Origin of the sequence: Pseudomonas sp. FSL W5-0299, from assembly GCF_005930655.1 — a bacterium.
In the GTDB taxonomy this organism is placed as follows: Bacteria; Pseudomonadota; Gammaproteobacteria; order Pseudomonadales; family Pseudomonadaceae; genus Aquipseudomonas; species Aquipseudomonas mandelii.
The window spans coordinates 36,506-53,536 of the sequence record NZ_RXHX01000027.1 but is presented as its reverse complement, the minus strand read 5'-3'; the positions used below and the strand labels follow the sequence as shown (position 1 = coordinate 53,536).

The 17,031-nt window shown below is 60.1% G+C and carries 18 protein-coding genes and 1 riboswitch; of the genes, 9 read left to right on the top strand and 9 right to left on the bottom strand.

Going from position 1 to position 17,031, the window contains the following annotated elements; genetic code table 11:
• Positions 1-6 precede the first annotated feature (6 nt).
• Both FHL16_RS25300 and rpoE read right to left on the bottom strand, forming a co-directional pair.
• Complete coding sequence (locus FHL16_RS25300; protein WP_077749615.1) at positions 7-594, bottom strand: sigma-E factor negative regulatory protein; 588 nt, start codon at positions 592-594, stop codon at positions 7-9.
• A 30-nt stretch (positions 595-624) separates the two neighbouring features.
• A complete protein-coding gene (gene rpoE / locus FHL16_RS25295) occupies positions 625-1,206 on the bottom strand; it encodes an RNA polymerase sigma factor RpoE (RefSeq protein WP_007944079.1) in 582 nt (193 codons plus the stop codon).
• A gap of 559 nt (positions 1,207-1,765) precedes the next feature.
• On the opposite strand from rpoE, the gene nadB reads away from it, so the two are divergent.
• On the top strand, positions 1,766-3,382 hold the full coding sequence (gene nadB / locus FHL16_RS25290) for an L-aspartate oxidase (RefSeq protein ID WP_010462271.1): 1,617 nt from the start codon (positions 1,766-1,768) through the stop codon (positions 3,380-3,382).
• Here the strand turns inward: nadB and FHL16_RS25285 are convergent.
• Together FHL16_RS25285 and FHL16_RS25280 are read right to left on the bottom strand one after the other, a co-directional pair.
• Positions 3,351-3,803 carry a protein YgfX gene (locus FHL16_RS25285; RefSeq protein WP_077749614.1) on the bottom strand — a complete coding sequence of 151 codons (453 nt, stop codon included), beginning with the start codon at positions 3,801-3,803 and terminating at the stop codon, positions 3,351-3,353. The genes nadB and FHL16_RS25285 overlap by 32 nt on opposite strands.
• Positions 3,787-4,041: an FAD assembly factor SdhE gene (locus FHL16_RS25280; RefSeq protein WP_077749613.1), complete on the bottom strand. Its 255-nt coding sequence runs from the start codon at positions 4,039-4,041 to the stop codon at positions 3,787-3,789. Before FHL16_RS25280 ends, FHL16_RS25285 begins: the two co-directional genes overlap by 17 nt.
• Positions 4,042-4,189: 148 nt before the next feature.
• On the opposite strand from FHL16_RS25280, the gene ygfZ reads away from it, so the two are divergent.
• Positions 4,190-5,131: a CAF17-like 4Fe-4S cluster assembly/insertion protein YgfZ gene (ygfZ, locus tag FHL16_RS25275; RefSeq protein WP_010462277.1), complete on the top strand. Its 942-nt coding sequence runs from the start codon at positions 4,190-4,192 to the stop codon at positions 5,129-5,131.
• Positions 5,132-5,166: 35 nt separating this feature from the next.
• Positions 5,167-5,988, top strand: a complete 822-nt coding sequence (locus FHL16_RS25270) for an HDOD domain-containing protein (RefSeq protein WP_010462279.1) — start codon at positions 5,167-5,169, stop codon at positions 5,986-5,988.
• A gap of 44 nt (positions 5,989-6,032) precedes the next feature.
• Here the strand turns inward: FHL16_RS25270 and FHL16_RS25265 are convergent, their stop codons facing one another.
• Both FHL16_RS25265 and FHL16_RS25260 read right to left on the bottom strand, forming a co-directional pair.
• Positions 6,033-7,421: a sensor histidine kinase gene (locus tag FHL16_RS25265; RefSeq protein WP_010462282.1), complete on the bottom strand. Its 1,389-nt coding sequence runs from the start codon at positions 7,419-7,421 to the stop codon at positions 6,033-6,035.
• Complete coding sequence (locus tag FHL16_RS25260) at positions 7,414-8,085, bottom strand: response regulator (RefSeq protein WP_007898613.1); 672 nt, start codon at positions 8,083-8,085, stop codon at positions 7,414-7,416. Before FHL16_RS25260 ends, FHL16_RS25265 begins: the two co-directional genes overlap by 8 nt.
• A 391-nt stretch (positions 8,086-8,476) precedes the next feature.
• On the opposite strand from FHL16_RS25260, the gene FHL16_RS25255 reads away from it, so the two are divergent.
• Genes FHL16_RS25255 through FHL16_RS25240 form a run of 4 tightly spaced genes read left to right on the top strand, consistent with a single transcriptional unit; the run spans position 8,477 to position 12,520 of the window.
• Positions 8,477-9,454, top strand: coding sequence for a Bug family tripartite tricarboxylate transporter substrate binding protein (locus FHL16_RS25255; RefSeq protein ID WP_010462285.1), 978 nt, complete (start codon positions 8,477-8,479; stop codon positions 9,452-9,454).
• A gap of 58 nt (positions 9,455-9,512) precedes the next feature.
• A complete protein-coding gene (locus FHL16_RS25250) occupies positions 9,513-9,971 on the top strand; it encodes a tripartite tricarboxylate transporter TctB family protein (RefSeq protein WP_010462287.1) in 459 nt (152 codons plus the stop codon).
• A gap of 1 nt (position 9,972) precedes the next feature.
• Positions 9,973-11,487 (top strand): tripartite tricarboxylate transporter permease, encoded by a 1,515-nt coding sequence (locus tag FHL16_RS25245; RefSeq protein WP_010462289.1) that lies wholly within the window; start codon positions 9,973-9,975, stop codon positions 11,485-11,487.
• The gene (locus FHL16_RS25240) at positions 11,480-12,520 is read left to right on the top strand and encodes an AbrB family transcriptional regulator (RefSeq protein WP_010462290.1); all 1,041 of its coding nucleotides are present in this window, start codon (positions 11,480-11,482) and stop codon (positions 12,518-12,520) included. The genes FHL16_RS25245 and FHL16_RS25240 overlap by 8 nt, the downstream gene beginning before the upstream one ends.
• Positions 12,521-12,604: 84 nt before the next feature.
• Here the strand turns inward: FHL16_RS25240 and ung are convergent, their stop codons facing one another.
• Complete coding sequence (gene ung, locus FHL16_RS25235) at positions 12,605-13,297, bottom strand: uracil-DNA glycosylase (protein WP_077749612.1); 693 nt, start codon at positions 13,295-13,297, stop codon at positions 12,605-12,607.
• A 132-nt stretch (positions 13,298-13,429) separates the two neighbouring features.
• Between ung and FHL16_RS25230 the strand changes: the two genes are divergently transcribed.
• Positions 13,430-14,542 carry an enoyl-CoA hydratase/isomerase family protein gene (locus tag FHL16_RS25230; protein WP_077749611.1) on the top strand — a complete coding sequence of 371 codons (1,113 nt, stop codon included), beginning with the start codon at positions 13,430-13,432 and terminating at the stop codon, positions 14,540-14,542.
• Positions 14,543-14,659: 117 nt separating this feature from the next.
• Here the strand turns inward: FHL16_RS25230 and FHL16_RS25220 are convergent, their stop codons facing one another.
• On the bottom strand, positions 14,660-15,103 hold the full coding sequence (locus FHL16_RS25220; protein ID WP_077749610.1) for a hypothetical protein: 444 nt from the start codon (positions 15,101-15,103) through the stop codon (positions 14,660-14,662).
• A gap of 167 nt (positions 15,104-15,270) precedes the next feature.
• Positions 15,271-15,513: a hypothetical protein gene (locus FHL16_RS25215; RefSeq protein ID WP_077749609.1), complete on the bottom strand. Its 243-nt coding sequence runs from the start codon at positions 15,511-15,513 to the stop codon at positions 15,271-15,273.
• Between the two features lie 277 nt (positions 15,514-15,790).
• Positions 15,791-15,891: riboswitch (guanidine-I (ykkC/yxkD leader) on the top strand.
• A gap of 62 nt (positions 15,892-15,953) precedes the next feature.
• Here FHL16_RS25215 and FHL16_RS25205 point away from each other — a divergent pair.
• Positions 15,954-17,021, top strand: a complete 1,068-nt coding sequence (locus FHL16_RS25205; RefSeq protein ID WP_010462301.1) for a putative urea ABC transporter substrate-binding protein — start codon at positions 15,954-15,956, stop codon at positions 17,019-17,021.
• Positions 17,022-17,031 lie beyond the last annotated feature (10 nt).

The following is a 17,031-nucleotide window of genomic DNA, read 5'->3' as shown; positions in this document are numbered from 1 at the left end:
TCCTCCTTAACGGTTTTCCAGGCTTGCTGCACGAGCGTAAGGCAGAGCGCTCTCAGTACCTTTCAGTGCAGCCTGTTGAGCATGTTGGCGCAAGTAGCCTGGCAGACGCTGATCGTGCCAGCCTGGTTGACCTTGCAATACGCCGTTGGCCATAGGGCCAGTGGCTTCCGAACTCTCATTGTAGCCTGCCAATACAGCTGGACCTTTGACCTGAGGAACGGCCAGACCCGGTTGACTGGATTGCTGGGCAAGTTCGACACCCGCGATCTCGTCCTGGTTGTACAAACGCACACCTGCCAGTACGGCAACGGTCACCGAAGCAGCGACAGCCAGTCGACCCAGGCTGCGCCATGGACCACGGGAGGCTTTTGCCGGTACGGCTTCGTCGGCCAAAGCAGCAGAAACTGCCGCGGCGATGTCCAGACGAGGAAGCAGCAGATCCTTGTGCATAACTGCCCGAGCGATTTGATAACGAGCCCAGGTTTCACGGGTTTCTACATCGTCAAAGGCATTTAATACCCGACGCAATTCCAGTTCGTCCGCTTCGTTATCCATCACTGCGGACAGCGATTCCTGCAGGGCTTCACGACTCATGGCGTTCCTCTCTTGGCTATCGCCGCTGTCTCAGTTTTCCTGCAACAACGGCTGCAGGGCTTTATCGATGGCCTCCCGAGCGCGGAATATCCGGGAGCGCACGGTACCCACCGGACATTGCATGACTGCCGCAATGTCCTCGTAACTCAGACCATCGAATTCACGTAAAGTTAAAGCTGTACGCAAATCTTCTGGCAGTTGCTGAATGGTTCGATGGACGGTGCCTTCGATCTCATCCCGCAGCAATGCACGCTCTGGCGACTCGAGATCCTTGAGGCCATGATCGCCATCGTAGAACTCTGCATCTTCGGAACTGACATCGCTATCCGGCGGCCGGCGGCCGCGTGAAACCAGATAATTCTTCGCCGTGTTGATGGCGATGCGGTAAAGCCACGTATAAAACGCGCTATCTCCGCGAAAGTTTCCAAGTGCGCGGTAGGCCTTGATAAAGGCTTCCTGTGCCACATCCTGGGCTTCATGGGTGTCGTGCACGAAACGCACGATCAACCCGAGAATTTTGTGCTGGTATTTCAGCACTAGCAGATCGAAAGCCCGCTTGTCGCCGCGTTGAACGCGCTCGACGAGCTGCTGATCCTCTTCCTGGGTTAGCATGAACACTCCTCGATAAGCTCGGAGGAGGCTTGCATAACTAAACGACCAGACTTGCAAACATAGACTCGGGCTTTTCGCAAAAGTTCTCCCCCTCCAAGCAAGTTTCCTGCGGGCTCTGTTTTGGCACGCACGAAAAGCGCAGCTCGGCATGACCCGGCTGCGCGAATAATCTTGTCATCGGATTCACTGGCCAGGACCAAAACGCAAGTCCCCCTCCTGAAACCGACACTGTCCTTCTTTTCAGGCACCGTCTATTGATCTTGGGCCTTTGGCAAAAGTTCCAAATATTTATAGCCGGGCGAAAGCGACATTGTGCAACCCTGGACAGAAAAAGACTGTTAAATCGTTGATACAGTCACCTTGTCGCCGAACCGGCCGAAAAATCATCCGACGAAGCGTCAGGTATTTTCCGTCACAGTAGTTTCACAATGCCATATGCGCTCGGGTATTGTGCCGCTCCCCCCCTCTATATACTAGTGGGCTGTGTGGCTGCCTTGACTCGCCGTTCCACGAGTCTTGCACCAACCCCGACCCGGGTCGCTTTGAGCGGAATCCTGAAATGAGCCAACAGTTTCAACACGATGTTCTGGTCATTGGCAGCGGCGCTGCCGGTTTGAGCCTTGCGCTGACCTTGCCCGGTCATTTGCGCATTGCCGTACTGAGTAAAGGCGACCTCGCCAACGGCTCGACTTTCTGGGCCCAGGGCGGCGTCGCTGCCGTTCTGGACGACACCGATACTGTCGAATCCCACGTCGATGACACCCTCAATGCCGGCGGTGGCCTCTGCCACGAAGACGCCGTGCGCTTTACCGTCGAGCACAGTAAAGAAGCCATCCAGTGGCTGATCGATCAAGGCGTACCGTTTACCCGCGATGAACAATCCGGCACTGAAGACGGTGGATTCGAGTTTCACCTGACCCGGGAAGGCGGTCACAGCCATCGGCGCATCATTCATGCGGCCGATGCCACGGGCGCGGCGATCTTCAAAACCCTGCTCGCCCAGGCCAGACTCAGACCGAATATCGAACTGATGGAACAGCGGGTCGCCATCGACCTGATCACCGAAAAACGCCTGGGCCTGGAAGGCGATCGCTGCCTGGGTGCTTACGTGCTGAATCGCAGCACCGGCGAAGTCGACACGTACGGTGCACGATTCGTCATCCTGGCATCCGGCGGAGCGGCGAAGGTCTACCTCTATACCAGTAATCCGGACGGTGCCTGTGGCGATGGCATTGCCATGGCATGGCGTTCCGGCTGCCGGGTGGCCAACCTGGAGTTCAACCAGTTCCACCCGACCTGCCTTTATCACCCGCAAGCCAAGAGTTTCCTGATCACTGAAGCCCTGCGCGGCGAAGGCGCACACCTGAAGCTGCCCAACGGCGAACGCTTCATGCAGCGTTTCGACCCGCGTGCCGAACTCGCGCCCCGGGACATCGTCGCCCGTGCCATCGACCATGAGATGAAGCGCCTGGGTGTCGACTGCGTCTATCTGGACATCAGCCACAAGCCAGAAGCGTTCATCAAGACTCACTTCCCGACGGTGTATGAACGCTGCCTCGAGTTTTCCATCGACATCACCAAACAACCGATCCCGGTGGTTCCGGCGGCGCACTACACGTGCGGCGGTGTGATGGTCGATCAGCACGGTCGCACCGACGTGCCGGGGCTGTATGCCATTGGCGAAACCAGTTTCACCGGCCTGCACGGTGCCAACCGCATGGCCAGCAACTCGCTGCTGGAATGTTTTGTCTATGCCCGTTCGGCCGCGGCGGACATTCTGGAACAGCTGCCGCAGGTGTCGGTTCCGATCGCCCTGCCCGTCTGGGATGCCAGTCAGGTCACCGACTCCGACGAAGACGTGATCATTGCGCACAACTGGGATGAACTGCGGCGATTCATGTGGGACTACGTAGGCATCGTGCGCACCAACAAGCGCTTGCAACGCGCGCAGCACCGCGTGCGGCTGTTGCTGGACGAGATCGACGAGTTCTACAGCAACTACAAGGTCAGTCGCGATTTGATCGAGTTGCGCAACCTGGCCCAGGTGGCGGAGCTGATGATTCGGTCAGCCATGGAGCGCAAGGAAAGTCGCGGCCTGCATTACACCCTCGACTACCCGAACATGCTACCCGTTGCGCTGGACACTATTCTGGTGCCGCCCACCTACGTCGACTGAATGTAAGCCTGACCCGCAGGCGCCGGTGCACATCCGCCGCCTGCGAGTCGTGGGGAACGCAGATTGATCTGACTCGCCGCTCGCCTCGCAGTCGAAAACGCAGCACCACCATCAGCGGTAACGCCAGGCTGTCCGGCCTTAGCTGCACGGGCTGCCAACCTGAGGCCTGATTCCACAACTGCCAGCCGTCGGCATCGCGCCGCAAACCGCGAAATGCCTGTGGATGCGTCAGCAAAATCAGGCGTGGCAGCAGCCAGATTCCGTGAACCACACACAGCGTCATGCCGAGCAGACTGGCCCAGAGCGGTAAGGAGAGCAGAAACAAAGAACCCAGCGCGAACAGCTGGGCCATAAGATACGCCGCCAGCAACTGCCGTGAGGCATGCCAGCGGCATTCGAACGCATTACTTGGGCTGGACACGATCCAGGATCATGCGAACCATGCGCTGAAGCTCCGGATCTTCCGATTCGGCGCGTTCCATGAACCAGCCGAACATGTCCTGGTCTTCGCATTCAAGCAGCTTGCAGTAGCACTCGCGATCTTTCTGGTTGAGGTGCGGGTAGACCTCCTTAACGAACGGCACCAGCAACACGTCAAGCTCAAGCATGCCGCGGCGGCTGTGCCAGTAGAGGCGATTCAGTTCAACATCTTCGACCATGGAGCGCTCCTCAAATAGGCGGCAAGTATACAGCCCCGGCCCCGGTCGAACACTCGGCTTTGGTCGGGCGCCATCGACCTTTGTGAACTACCCATTTCGAGAGCGCCCCCTTATGATGTCCCCCAGACTCTTTACCCTGCGATGACCCATGGCCGATTCTGCTTTTTTCTGCACCCTGTCCCATGAAGGCGTTCTTGCAGTCCGCGGTGCGGACGCCAGCAAATTCCTGCAAGGCCAATTGACCTGCAACCTCAATTACCTGAGCGATACCCAGGCCAGCCTCGGCGCACGCTGCACGCAGAAAGGCCGGATGCAATCGAGTTTCCGCATCGTGCTGGAAGGTGACGGCGTGCTGCTGGCGATGGCCAGCGAGCTGCTTGAGCCGCAGCTGGCGGACCTGAAAAAGTACGCCGTGTTCTCCAAATCCAAACTGACCGATGAAAGCGCCGCCTGGGTCCGCTTCGGACTCGATCATGGCGACGCCGCACTGAGCAGCCTGGGTCTTGAGTTGCCGGCAGACACCGACAGCGTCGTGCGTCATGAAAGTCTGATCGCCATTCGTGTCTCGCCGGACCGCGCCGAACTGTGGGTCGCCGCCGATCAGGCCGATCTCATCAAAAGCAAGCTGTCCGCCCTGCTGTCCGAAGGCACTCTGAATCAATGGCTGCTGGGCCAGATCCGCGCAGGGATCGGCCAGGTCATGCCGAGCACCCGCGAGCTGTTCATCCCGCAGATGCTCAACCTGCAAGCCGTCGGTGGCGTGAGTTTCAAAAAGGGTTGCTACACCGGCCAGGAAATCGTCGCGCGCATGCAGTACCTGGGCAAACTCAAGCGTCGCTTGTATCGCTTGACGTTGGATGCCAGCGAATTGCCCGAGCCCGGCACGCCACTGTTTTCCCCGTCACACGGCAGTTCTATCGGCGAAGTGGTGCTGGCTGCCAGCGCCGGACAAAACATTGAACTCCTGGCCGTGCTGCAAGCCGAAGCAGCAGAAGGTGGTGACATTCATCTGGGCACCCTCGAAGGGCCGGCCCTGCACCTGCTCGACCTGCCTTATCAACTGGATCGCGATCGCGAAATCCAGCGTTAACCGCAGCACTTGTTGTAACACCCTAGAGAAAAGAAATGAGCGAGCTGGCGGATAAGGTCCAACAGGATTTGGTTGAGGCCATCGATAACGATGACCTGGTTCTGCCAACGTTACCGGAAGTGGCCCTGCAGATTCGCAAGGCCGCTGAAGACCCGGAAGTCAGTGTCAGCACCCTGAGTAAAGTGATCGGCCGTGACACGGCGTTGTCGGCGCGTCTGATCAAAGTGGTCAATAGCCCGCTGCTGCGCGCGACCCAGGAAGTGACTGATCTGCACACGGCGATCACACGGTTGGGCGTCAACTACAGCAGTAATCTGGCGATCGGCTTGGTGATGGAGCAAATTTTCCACGCCCGCTCTGAAGTGGTGGCGCAGAAAATGCGCGATGTCTGGCGTAAAAGCCTGGAAATCGCCGGGGTCAGCTACGCGCTGTGCCGCAGTTACACACAACTCAAACCAGATCAGGCAGCCCTTGGCGGGCTGGTGCATCAGATTGGTGTACTGCCTATCCTGACCTACGCCGAAGACCATTACGAATTGCTCTCTGATGCGGTCAGCCTCAACCATGTCATCGATCGCATTCATCCCTTGATCGGCGACAAACTGCTCAGGGTCTGGGAATTCCCGGAAATGCTGGTGCAGTTGCCGGGGTTGTACCTGGACTTCAAACGCCAGTCCGAGCGGGTCGATTATGTCGATCTGGTTCAGGTGGCCAGCCTGTATTGCCACAAGGACACCGACCACCCGCTGGCCCGTATCGATGCCTTCAGCGTGCCGGCGTTCAAGAAACTGGGGATCGACCCGGAGAATGAGGCGATGTGCCGGGATCTGGAAGAGTCGCGGTCGATGTTTTACTGATCTTTGTGGCGAGGGGGCTTACCCTCTCGCCACAGGTAAAGTGTTCACTCCCCCGCAATAAAACTCACCCGTACCTTCAACCCCGCCGACTCACCATCGTGCAGGCTGATCTGTGCCAGGTGCGCGCGACAAATCTCACCGACAATCGCCAACCCTAATCCGGACCCGGCCACTTGCTGGTTGCGCCGGTAAAAGCGCTCGAACACCCGATCCCGCTCATCAACGGGAATTCCCGGCCCGTCATCTTCGACCTCCAGCACCGCCGGCGCCGTGACCCGCAGAATCACATTGCCCCCCGGCGGCGTGTGAGCGAGGGCGTTGTCCACCAGGTTGCTCAGCAGTTCATTGAGCAACGTCGGTTCGCCGCGCAGCCACACTGGCTCGTCAGCCTCCAGCGCCAGGGCGACGCCGCGGGCATGGGCCAACGGCGCCATGGCCATGCCCAGTTCGCGCGCCAACTGACTCAGGTCCAACAACTGCGCGCCGCCCTCGGCAATCGCCCGGGCCCCGTTCTCTACCCGCGCCAGCGAAAGCAATTGATTGGCCAGGTGAGTCAGGCGATCCGTGCCTTGGGCAGCGGTTTCCAGGGTGCTGCGCCAGGTTTGCGGTTCGTTTGAACGCAGGCCCAGTTCAAGTCGCGCCTTGAGCGCCGCCAACGGCGTGCGCAGCTCATGGGCGGCATCGGCAATAAACTGCGCCTGCCGCTCGAACTGCCCGCGCAGTCGCTCGGTAAAGTGGTTGAGCGCGCGCACCAGCGGCCACAACTCATGCTGCACTTCCACCAGTGGCAACGGCCGCAAATCATCCGACTGACGCTCTTCCACCGCCGTGCGCAAGCGCTCCAGCGGACGCAACGCCGCGCTGACCGCAAACCACACCATCAGCAACGCGCCGATGGCCAACATGCCCAAACGCAGCAACGTGTCCGCCGCCAGACTGCGAGCCATCGCGACCCGCGCCTCGTCGGTTTCTGCCACGCGGATTTCCGCCATGCCGTTCATGTTCGGCTCGCTCACCGGCTTGAGCAGGCTCACCACGCGCACATTCTGCCCTCGGTATTTAGCGTTATAGAAGCTCGCCAGCGCCGGATAGTCATCGGTACGCGGCGTTCCCGGGGGCGGCGGCGGGAGGTTTTCGTAACCGGAAATCAGCTTCTGATTGATGTCGTTGACCAGGTAAAAAATCCGCCCGGCGCTGTCGTAGGCGAAGGTATCGAGGGCCACGTAGGGCACGTCGGCGCTGAGGCTGCCATCGCGCTGGGACACACCGGCGGCGATGGTCCGCGCCGACGCCAGCAGGGTCCGGTCATAAGCCGTGTCGGCGGCTTCGCGGCCATTCCAGTACGCACTCAAACCACTGGCCAGCATTAACACCACCAACAACAGCGCCAGGTTCCACAACAATCGCCAGCGCAGGCTGCTGGGCTTATGCATCGCGGCTTTCCAGCAAATAGCCGAGGCCGCGGAAGGTCACGATGGCGACCGGTTGGCCATCCAGTTTCTTGCGCAGGCGGTGGACGTAGATTTCGATGGCATCCGGGCTCGCTTCTTCATCGAGGCCAAACACCTGAGCGGCCAGTTGCTCTTTGCTCATCACCCGACCGGGCCGGGCGATCAATGCCTCGAGGACCGCCTGCTCGCGAGAAGTCAGGGTCAGCAATTCTTCACCGAGGGTGAAGCGCCGAGTGTCCAGGTCATAGGCCAGGACGCCGCAGCGCTGCTGACGCTCACCGCCCAGCACGCTGCGCCGCAACAAGGCTTTGACCCGGGCCTCGAGTTCGGTCAGTTCAAAAGGTTTGGCCAGGTAATCGTCGGCGCCCAGGTTGAGCCCGTGCACCCGGTCCTTGACGTCGCTGCGCGCGGTCAGCATCAGCACCGGGAGGTTCTTGCCCCGGGCCCGCAGGCGCGCCAGCACTTCGAAACCATCCATGCGCGGCAGGCCGACATCGAGGATCGCCACCGCGTATTCCTCGCTGCTCAACGCCAGGTCGGCCGCCACGCCGTCGTGCAGCACATCCACGGTCAACCCGGTGCTCTTGAGCGCCTGGGCGACACTTTCGGCGAGCTGCAGATGGTCTTCGACGAGCAGGACACGCATGGATCTTTACCTCGTTCAGGGATGGTCGACGCCATTCTTTGGCGCGGAGTTTACAGCCGCATCTGCCACTGTGAAGCCTGAAAACTGTGAAAGCCAACTGAAAGGTTAGCGAAAGGTTAGCCCGTTAGAGTCGCCCCACGGATGGTTTCGACTGCAGGCCACCCGATCGTGCTTTGAAATGTAGCTCCCGAAAAACGCCTCGATGCGTTTTCGCCAATAAGAACAATAACGAGGTACTGCACCATGCTGGCCAGACAGCTTCAGGTTTGCCCGTCCCACCCGTTTTTTCAATCCCTCTCGTTCACGTTTGTCAGCGCCCCTACCGGCTGCACGACGCGAACCCGCCGCACCTGAAACATCCCCAAAAACAAAAACTCCCGTGGAGACAAAAATGAATCGATCACTGCGCCGTTTCGCCCTCGCCGCCAGCTGCATGCTGTTCGCCGGCCAACTGATGGCCGAGCCAAAACGCCCTGAATGCATCGCCCCGGCCTCGCCAGGCGGCGGTTTCGACCTGACCTGCAAACTGGCGCAAAGCGCGCTGGTGAACGAAAAACTGCTGACCAAACCGATGCGCGTGACCTACATGCCCGGCGGTGTCGGCGCGGTGGCGTACAACGCGGTAGTTGCTCAACGTCCGGCCGACGCCGGCACGCTGGTGGCGTGGTCCAGCGGTTCTCTGCTGAACCTGGCCCAGGGCAAGTTCGGTCGGTTCGATGAAACCAACGTTCGCTGGCTCGCCGCCGTCGGCACCAGCTATGGCGCCATCGCAGTAAAAAGCGATTCGCCTTACAAGACCCTCGACGATCTCGTGCAAGCACTGAAGAAAGATCCGAGCAAAGTGGTGATCGGCTCCGGCGGCACCGTCGGCAGCCAGGACTGGATGCAAACCGCGCTGATTGCGAAGGCTGCCGGGATCAACCCGCGTGACCTGCGTTACGTCGCCCTTGAAGGCGGCGGTGAAATCGCCACCGCCCTGCTCGGCGGCCACATCCAGGTCGGCAGCACCGACATCTCCGACTCCATGCCGCACATCCAGAGCGGTGACATGCGCTTGCTCGCCGTGTTCTCCGAGAAGCGCCTGGACGAGCCGGAAATGAAAGACATCCCGACCGCCAAGGAGCAAGGCTACGACATCGTCTGGCCAGTGGTTCGCGGTTTCTACCTCGGGCCTAAGGTCAGCGACGAAGACTACGCCTGGTGGAAAGACGCCTTCGACAAACTGCTGGCGTCCGAAGACTTCGCCAAGCTGCGCGATCAGCGTGAACTCTTCCCGTTCGCCATGACCGGCCCGGAGCTGGACACCTACGTGAAGAAGCAGGTTGCGGACTACAAAGTGCTGGCCAAAGAGTTCGGCCTGATCCAGTGATCGCCTCTGTCTAGCGGCTGCGGCCCCGACTTGCGGGGCCGTGGCACAGGAGTTTCCCATGCTCTTACAACGCATTTTTGCTTCGGTGCTGTTGCTGGCCTGTGTTGGCCTGGCACTGATGGCCTGGCCGTACCAGGCGGCTTTTTCCTACGAACCGGTGGGCCCTCGCGCGTTTCCGCTACTGATGCTCGGTTTGATGGGGCTCGGCCTGCTGTACATGGTGTTTCGGCCGACGCCGATCATCCACAGCGACGATGACCCGAAACTGGACCGCGAAACGCTGATCAAGATCGGCATCTGTGTGGTGCTGTTGCTGGTGTTCGCCGGCACCTTCGAACCCCTGGGTTTCATCGTCGCCAGCATCCTGATCGGCGTCCCCATGGCTCGCCTGTATGGCGGCCGCTGGCTACCGAGCGCGGTGATCATCAGCCTGATGGCCATCGGTCTTTACCTGCTGTTCGACAAGTTGATGGACGTGCCACTGCCTTTGGGCGTACTCGACGTTCTGGAGAACTGATATGGATACTCTTGGCTATTTGGGTCAGGGCTTCGGCGTCGCGCTGACCCCGTATAACCTGGTGACCGCACTCTGCGGCACCCTGATCGGCACCGTGGTCGGCCTGTTGCCCGGCCTGGGCCCGATCAATGGCGTGGCGTTGTTGATCCCGATCGCGTTCGCCCTGGGCCTGCCACCGGAGTCGGCTTTGATCCTGTTGGCGGCGGTTTACCTGGGCTGTGAATACGGCGGCCGGATCAGCTCGATCCTGCTGAACATTCCGGGCGAAGCGTCCACTGTCATGACCACCCTCGACGGTTATCCGATGGCACGCAAAGGCATGGCCGGTGTGGCCCTGTCGTTGTCGGCATGGAGTTCGTTCATCGGTGCGTTCATCGCCACGTGCGGCATGGTGCTGTTCGCGCCGTTGCTGGCGAAATGGGCGATTGCCTTCGGTCCGGCAGAATATTTCGTGCTGATGGTGTTTGCGATTGTCTGTCTCGGCGGCATGGCCGGTGATCGTCCGCTGAAAACGTTCATTGCCGCGCTCATCGGTCTGTTTCTGTCGTGCGTCGGGATCGATGCCAACAGCGGCGTGTACCGTTTCACTGGAGACAACATCCATCTGACTGACGGCATTCAGTTCGTGGTGCTGGTGCTGGGCCTGTTCTCCATCAGCGAAATCCTCCTGCTGCTGGAGAAGACCCATCGCGGTCAGGAAGCGGTGAAAGCGACCGGCCGAATGATGTTCAACGTCAAGGAAGCTTCGGCGGTGTTCATGGTGAACATCCGTTGCGGCTTGCTGGGTTTCATCATGGGCGTGTTGCCGGGTGCGGGCGCGACCCTCGCGAGCGCCGTGGCCTACATGACCGAGAAGCGTATCGCCGGCGCCAAGGGCACCTTCGGCCAAGGTGACATGCGCGGCCTCGCCGCCCCGGAAACCGCCATCGGCGGTGCAGCCTGCGGTGCGCTGGTGCCCATGCTGACCCTCGGCGTTCCAGGTTCGGGGACCACAGCAGTGATGATCGGCGCGCTGTCGCTGTACAACATCACGCCCGGCCCGCTGTTGTTCCAGCAACAACCTGACATCGTCTGGGGCCTGATCGCCTCGTTGTTCGTCGCCAACGTCATGCTGGTGATCCTCAATATCCCGATGATCCGCATCTTCACCCGCATCCTCGCCGTGCCGAACTGGGCGCTGGTGCCGGTGATCGCGATCATTACCGGGATCGGCGTCTACGCGGTGCACGCCACCACCTTCGACCTGTTCCTGATGATCGGCATCGGCATCTTCGGTTACATCCTGCGCAAGCTGGACTTCCCGTTGTCGCCCGTGCTGCTGGGCTTCATCCTCGGTGGCTTGATGGAGCAAAACCTGCGCCGTGCGCTGTCGATCTCCAACGGTGCGCTGGAGATCCTCTGGTCGAGCCCGATCACTTTCGGTGTCTGGGTACTGACCGCGATCATGCTGCTGATGCCGATCCTGCGGATCTGGCGCAAACGCTCGGTTGCTCGTCGCGCCATCGCCGATGTCTGATCGAACACCTTTCAACGCCTGGTGGGGTACGCCGCTGGTCGGCGCGCTGGGCGGTTACCTGGCCAGTCTGGTCGGCTGGCCGCTGCCGTGGATGGTTGGCTCGTTGCTGGCGATCATCCTGGTGCGCTGCCTGACACCCTGGCAATTGGCGGAAATCCCTGGTGGCCGCAAGTGCGGCCAATGGATCGTCGGGATCGGCATCGGCCTGCATTTCACCCCAGTGGTGATGGAGCAGGTGTTGAGTCACTTCGGCCTGATTTTCTTCGGTGCGTTGATCACCAGCCTGTCCGCCGTGGTCGGGGTCTGGTTGATGCGACGCACCGGGGAGGATCGCGCTACCGCGTTCTTTTCCAGCATGCCGGGTGGCTCCGGGGAGATGGTCAACCTCGGCGCGCGCAATGGCGCGGTGCTGAGTCGAGTCGCGGCTGGGCAAAGTCTGCGAGTGCTGGTCGTCGTGCTTTGCGTGCCGGCAGCCTTCAAGTATTTGCTGGGCAGCGGCACACCGATTTTTCATCCCTCCGCCGTCAATTGGTGGTGGCTGGCGCTTCTTTTCCCGGCGGGCGCCTTGGCGGCCTGGCTCTGGGAACGTCTTCGTCAACCCAATCCGTGGCTGTTCGGGCCGTTGCTGGTCAGTGCAACGGTGAGCATCGGTTGGGATTTGCACATCGGCTTGCCCCATGGCGGGAGCCAGATCGGCCAATGGCTGATCGGCAGCGGCCTGGGCTGTCATTTCAATCGGCAGTTTTTCCGCCGGGCGCCCTCTTTTATGGGACGGACCTTGGTCGGCACGATTTTGACCATGCTGATCGCTACGGCGGCGGCACTGGGCTTGAGTGCGCTGACGCATCTGGATCTGCGTTCGCTGACGCTGGGCATGATGCCTGGCGGCATTGCGGAGATGAGCCTGACGGCGGAGACCTTGCAACTGTCCGTCCCGCTGGTGACGGCGATGCAGGTGATGCGGTTGTTGTTTGTGTTGTTTCTGGCGGAGCCGTTGTTCAGGTATTGGAATCGCGAGCCTGAGTCAGACTGAGGACCGAGTCGCCTTCTTCGCGGCAAGCCTCGCTCCTACAGATTCGCGCAGGACCTGTAGGAGCGAGGCTTGCCCGCGAAGCTTTTAGACTGACGGCAACCGCCACTCAATCGGCGTTTCGCCATTCTGTTCAAGAAACTTGTTGGTCCGGCTGAAATGCCCGCATCCCAGAAAACCGCGATAAGCGGACAGCGGTGACGGGTGCACCGACGTCAGCACCAGGTGCTTGGTGGCATCGATGAGTTTCTGTTTGCTCTGGGCATGCGCGCCCCACAGCATGAACACCAGATGTGGTTGCTGTTGACTGACCACTTCAATAATTCGATCCGTGAAAAACTGCCAGCCCTTGTCCTTGTGCGCATTGGCGTTGGCGCGCTCGACCGTCATGGTGGTGTTGAGCATCAACACGCCTTGATCAGCCCAGCTCTGCAGATAGCCGTGGTTGGGGATGTCGATGTTCAGGTCGCGTTTCAACTCTTTATAGATGTTTACCAGCGACGGTGGCGCCGGCACACCCGGTTGCACCGAGAAGCACAGCCCGTGGGCCTGTCCCGGGCCGTGATACGGGTCCTGACCGAGGATGACGACCTTGACCTTGTCCAGCGGCGTGGAGTTAAGGGCGTTGAAAATCATTGGGCCCGGAGGATAAATCTCCTTGCCCGCCGCGCGCTCCTGCTGCAGGAAATTACGCAACTCTGCCATGTAGGGCTGGTCGAATTCGGCACGTAGTGCCTCCTTCCAGCCCGGTTCGAGTTTGATACGGTCATCAGCAGTCATGGTTACATCCGGCAAAAACAATGGGGCGAACCCTAGGAAAGCCCACCACACTTGTCAATTGATCTGACGCAGATCCGGCACTTTCCTGTACAGCGATCATACTGAACGCTCAATTTCACTATCGAGGTCACGATGAATCTGCACTTCGAAGAACTCACCGGCACCGACGGTGCGCGCATTGGCATCGCCAGCCTGGATGCCGAAAAGTCGCTCAACGCCCTCTCCTTGCCGATGATCAATGCCCTGCGCGATCAGATGGACGCGTGGGCCAAGGATCCGCAAATCGTCTGCGTTCTGCTGCGCGGTAACGGCGCCAAGGCTTTTTGCGCCGGCGGCGAAGTGCGCAGTCTGGTCGAAGCCTGCCGCGCTCACCCCGGTGAAGTGCCGCCGTTGGCCGCGCACTTCTTTGCTGCGGAATATCGCCTGGACTTCAATCTGCATACCTACCCCAAACCGCTGATCTGCTGGGGCCATGGTTATGTGCTGGGCGGTGGCATGGGGTTGCTGCAAGGCGCAAGCATCCGGATTGTCACGCCGAGCAGCCGCCTGGCGATGCCGGAGATCAGTATCGGTCTGTATCCGGACGTTGGCGCCAGTTGGTTTCTGTCACGCCTGCCCGGCAAGCTCGGGCTGTTTCTGGGGCTGACCGGCGCGCATATGAACAGTCGTGATGCGATCGACCTGGGCCTCGCCGACCGTTTCCTGCTCGATGAACAGCAAGAAGAACTGATCGAAGGCTTGCTGCAATTGAATTGGCAGGAACAGACGCCAATGCAGCTCAATAGTCTGCTCAAGGCCTTGCAGCAGGAAGCCGTAGTGCAAATGCCCGCCGCGCAGTGGCTGCCTCGACGCCAGCAAATCGATGAACTGCTGGATATCAGCGATGTGCGCTGCGCCTGGAAAGCCATCAGCGCTCTGCGCGACCATTCGGATCTGCTGTTAAGTCGAGCGGCGAAGACCATGACCGAAGGTTCGCCCCTGACCGCTCATCTGGTGTGGGAACAGATCGCCCGCGCCCGGCACATGTCATTGGCGCAGGTCTTTCAGATGGAATACACGATCAGCCTCAACTGCTGCCGTCATCCGGAGTTCAGCGAGGGGGTTCGGGCGCGGTTGATTGATAAGGACCAGAAGCCGCACTGGCACTGGCCTGACATCAATAACGTGCCGGATGCGGTGGTAGAGGCGCACTTTCATAAAGTCTGGGAAGGTCGGCATCCGTTGGCCGATCTGTCGGAATACTAAAAAATGTGGGAGCGAGCCTGCTCGCGAAGGGGGCGTGTCAGTCGACATTGATGTCGCCTGACCTACCACCTTCGCGAGCAGGCTCGCTCCCACAGGTATCGCGTTTAGTTGATGAGGTTAACGACGGCCACCTCGGCCATCGTGATCGCCGCGACCGTTATGGTCGCCTCTCCCACCGTGATTGTTGCGTCCGCCATGGCCACGGTTGTCATTGCTCCAACCGCCGCGGTTCCGCCCGTCCCAACCATGGGCCCGGTAATCGCCCCGTTGCGACTGGTAATAACGAGGGGCCGGTTGATAAACCCGCGGCTGGTGGTAATACCGCGGCGTTGGCTGGTAATACCGCGCCGGTGGCGCGTAGTAGCGGCGCGGCTGCGTGTAGTAACCGCCGCCACCTGAATAGTAAGGTCCGCCACCGGAATAATAGGCGGGCGCTGGCGAGGTATAGACATCGGAACGGTAGTAGCTGCCTCCTCCATCGGAATAGGGCACGCACGCACCAAGAGACAATCCCAATACTGCAATCAGAAGAATTCGGTGGAGCTGTTTTCGACAGAGCATGGCGGCCTCCTGGACCGCGAGTGAGCCATACCAGCGACGCTGGCAGGCGACAGTCAATTATTCGGTGACTGTCGAAAGATCAGACATCGTTTTCCAAATCTGGTGCGTCCCTGAAACAGATTGAAACAAGTAGCCGATGAAAGGTTTTTCATCTATTCACCCGCTGATTAATGGTGGCCACCGCGGTATCCACCGCCGTAATGACGTGGCCCGTGCCCGCCCCAATAGTAGTAGCGATAGCCCCCATAGAAGCGCGGGCCGTAGTAATAACGTGGGCCGTAATAGTAGGAATAGGGAGAATAGCCGGGGTAGTAATAAGGCGCGGAATACACATCGTAACCACCGGCGTAGTAATAGCAGCCGGATAGCCCAAAACCGAGAACCATACCGAACAACAGTCGACGAAACATGGCGGCCTCCTGAAAGACCCACAGCCGCAACAGGCCGGCTGACATCCATTTGACTGGCAATGCCGGGGCGAGTGCCGAAGGGTGCGGACCTTCAGATCAGCGGCCACGACGTCCCATAGCGGTGCACCCGCGCACCATCACAAGGCAGCACCGCCTCGCCTGCCCCACGCGCTCATCGCGCAATCCCCTACCCTAGAGCCCTCAAGCCAACTTGGCACGGCTCTCGCTTTAGCAAACCCGTGCAGGAGTCATCACAAGGTTCGCGGCACCACAATTTGCAATGGCTGACTAGGGTTCCGGCTCGCTAAGGCGAGTGGCTGGTCCGAGAGTTGGCGACCTCCAGTTGAGGTTACACGGCGGGACAAAAGCCCGGGAGACAAGCCACCGTTCGCGGTGCCGCGTTGACTCCTGCCCGCCCTTGATCAACTGGAGAACCACCCATGCTCAAGCTTCGTTTACCCGCCCTGCTCGCCGCTGCCTTCGCAGCCCTCGTGAGCCTCCCGTCCCACGCCGCTCAAAAAGACCACTTCAGCGTCTGCTGGACCATCTACGCCGGCTGGATGCCTTGGGAATACGCCGGCAGCCAAGGCATCGTCGACAAATGGGCGAAGAAGTACGGCATCAAAATCGATGTGGTGCAGCTCAACGACTACGTCGAATCCATCAACCAATACACCGCCGGCCAGTTTGACGGTTGCACCATGACCAACATGGATGCGCTGACCATTCCGGCGGCCGGTGGCGTCGACAGCACCGCGCTGATCGTCAGCGACTTCTCCAACGGCAACGATGGCATCGTGCTCAAAGGCGACGGCAAGAAGGTCGCCGACCTCAAGGGCATGGACGTCAATCTGGTCGAACTGTCGGTGTCGCACTACCTGCTGGCCCGGGCGCTGGATTCGGTCGACCTCACCGAGAAAGACCTGAAAGTGGTCAACACCTCGGACGCCGATATCTCGGCCGCCTTCAACACCGATCAGGTCAACGCCGTCACCACCTGGAACCCGATGCTGTCGGACATCAAGGCCAAGCCCGGGGTGACCGAAGTCTTCAACTCCAGCCAGATCCCCGGCGAAATCATGGACATGATGGTGGTCAACAGCGCCACCCTCAAAGACAACCCGGCCCTGGGCAAAGCCCTGACTGGCGCCTGGTTCGAAGTGGTCGCGTTGATGAACGCGAAAAACGCCGCCAGCAAGGTCGCACTCGAACACATGGCCAAAGCTTCGGGCACCGACCTGGCCGGTTTCCAGTCGCAACTCGACACCACCAAATTGTTCGCCACGCCCAAGGAAGCCCTGGACTTCTCCACCAGCAAGCAATTGCCGGAAACCATGCGCAAGGTCGCCGAGTTTTCGTTCCAGCACGGCTTGCTGGGTGAAGGCGCCAAAGACACCAGCGCCGTCGGCATGGCCTTCGCCAATGGCGTGACCAGCGGCGACAAGACCAACCTCAAGCTGCGCTTCGACCCGACCTACGTGCAGATGGCCGCTGACGCCAAGCTGTAAACCGGAGGAC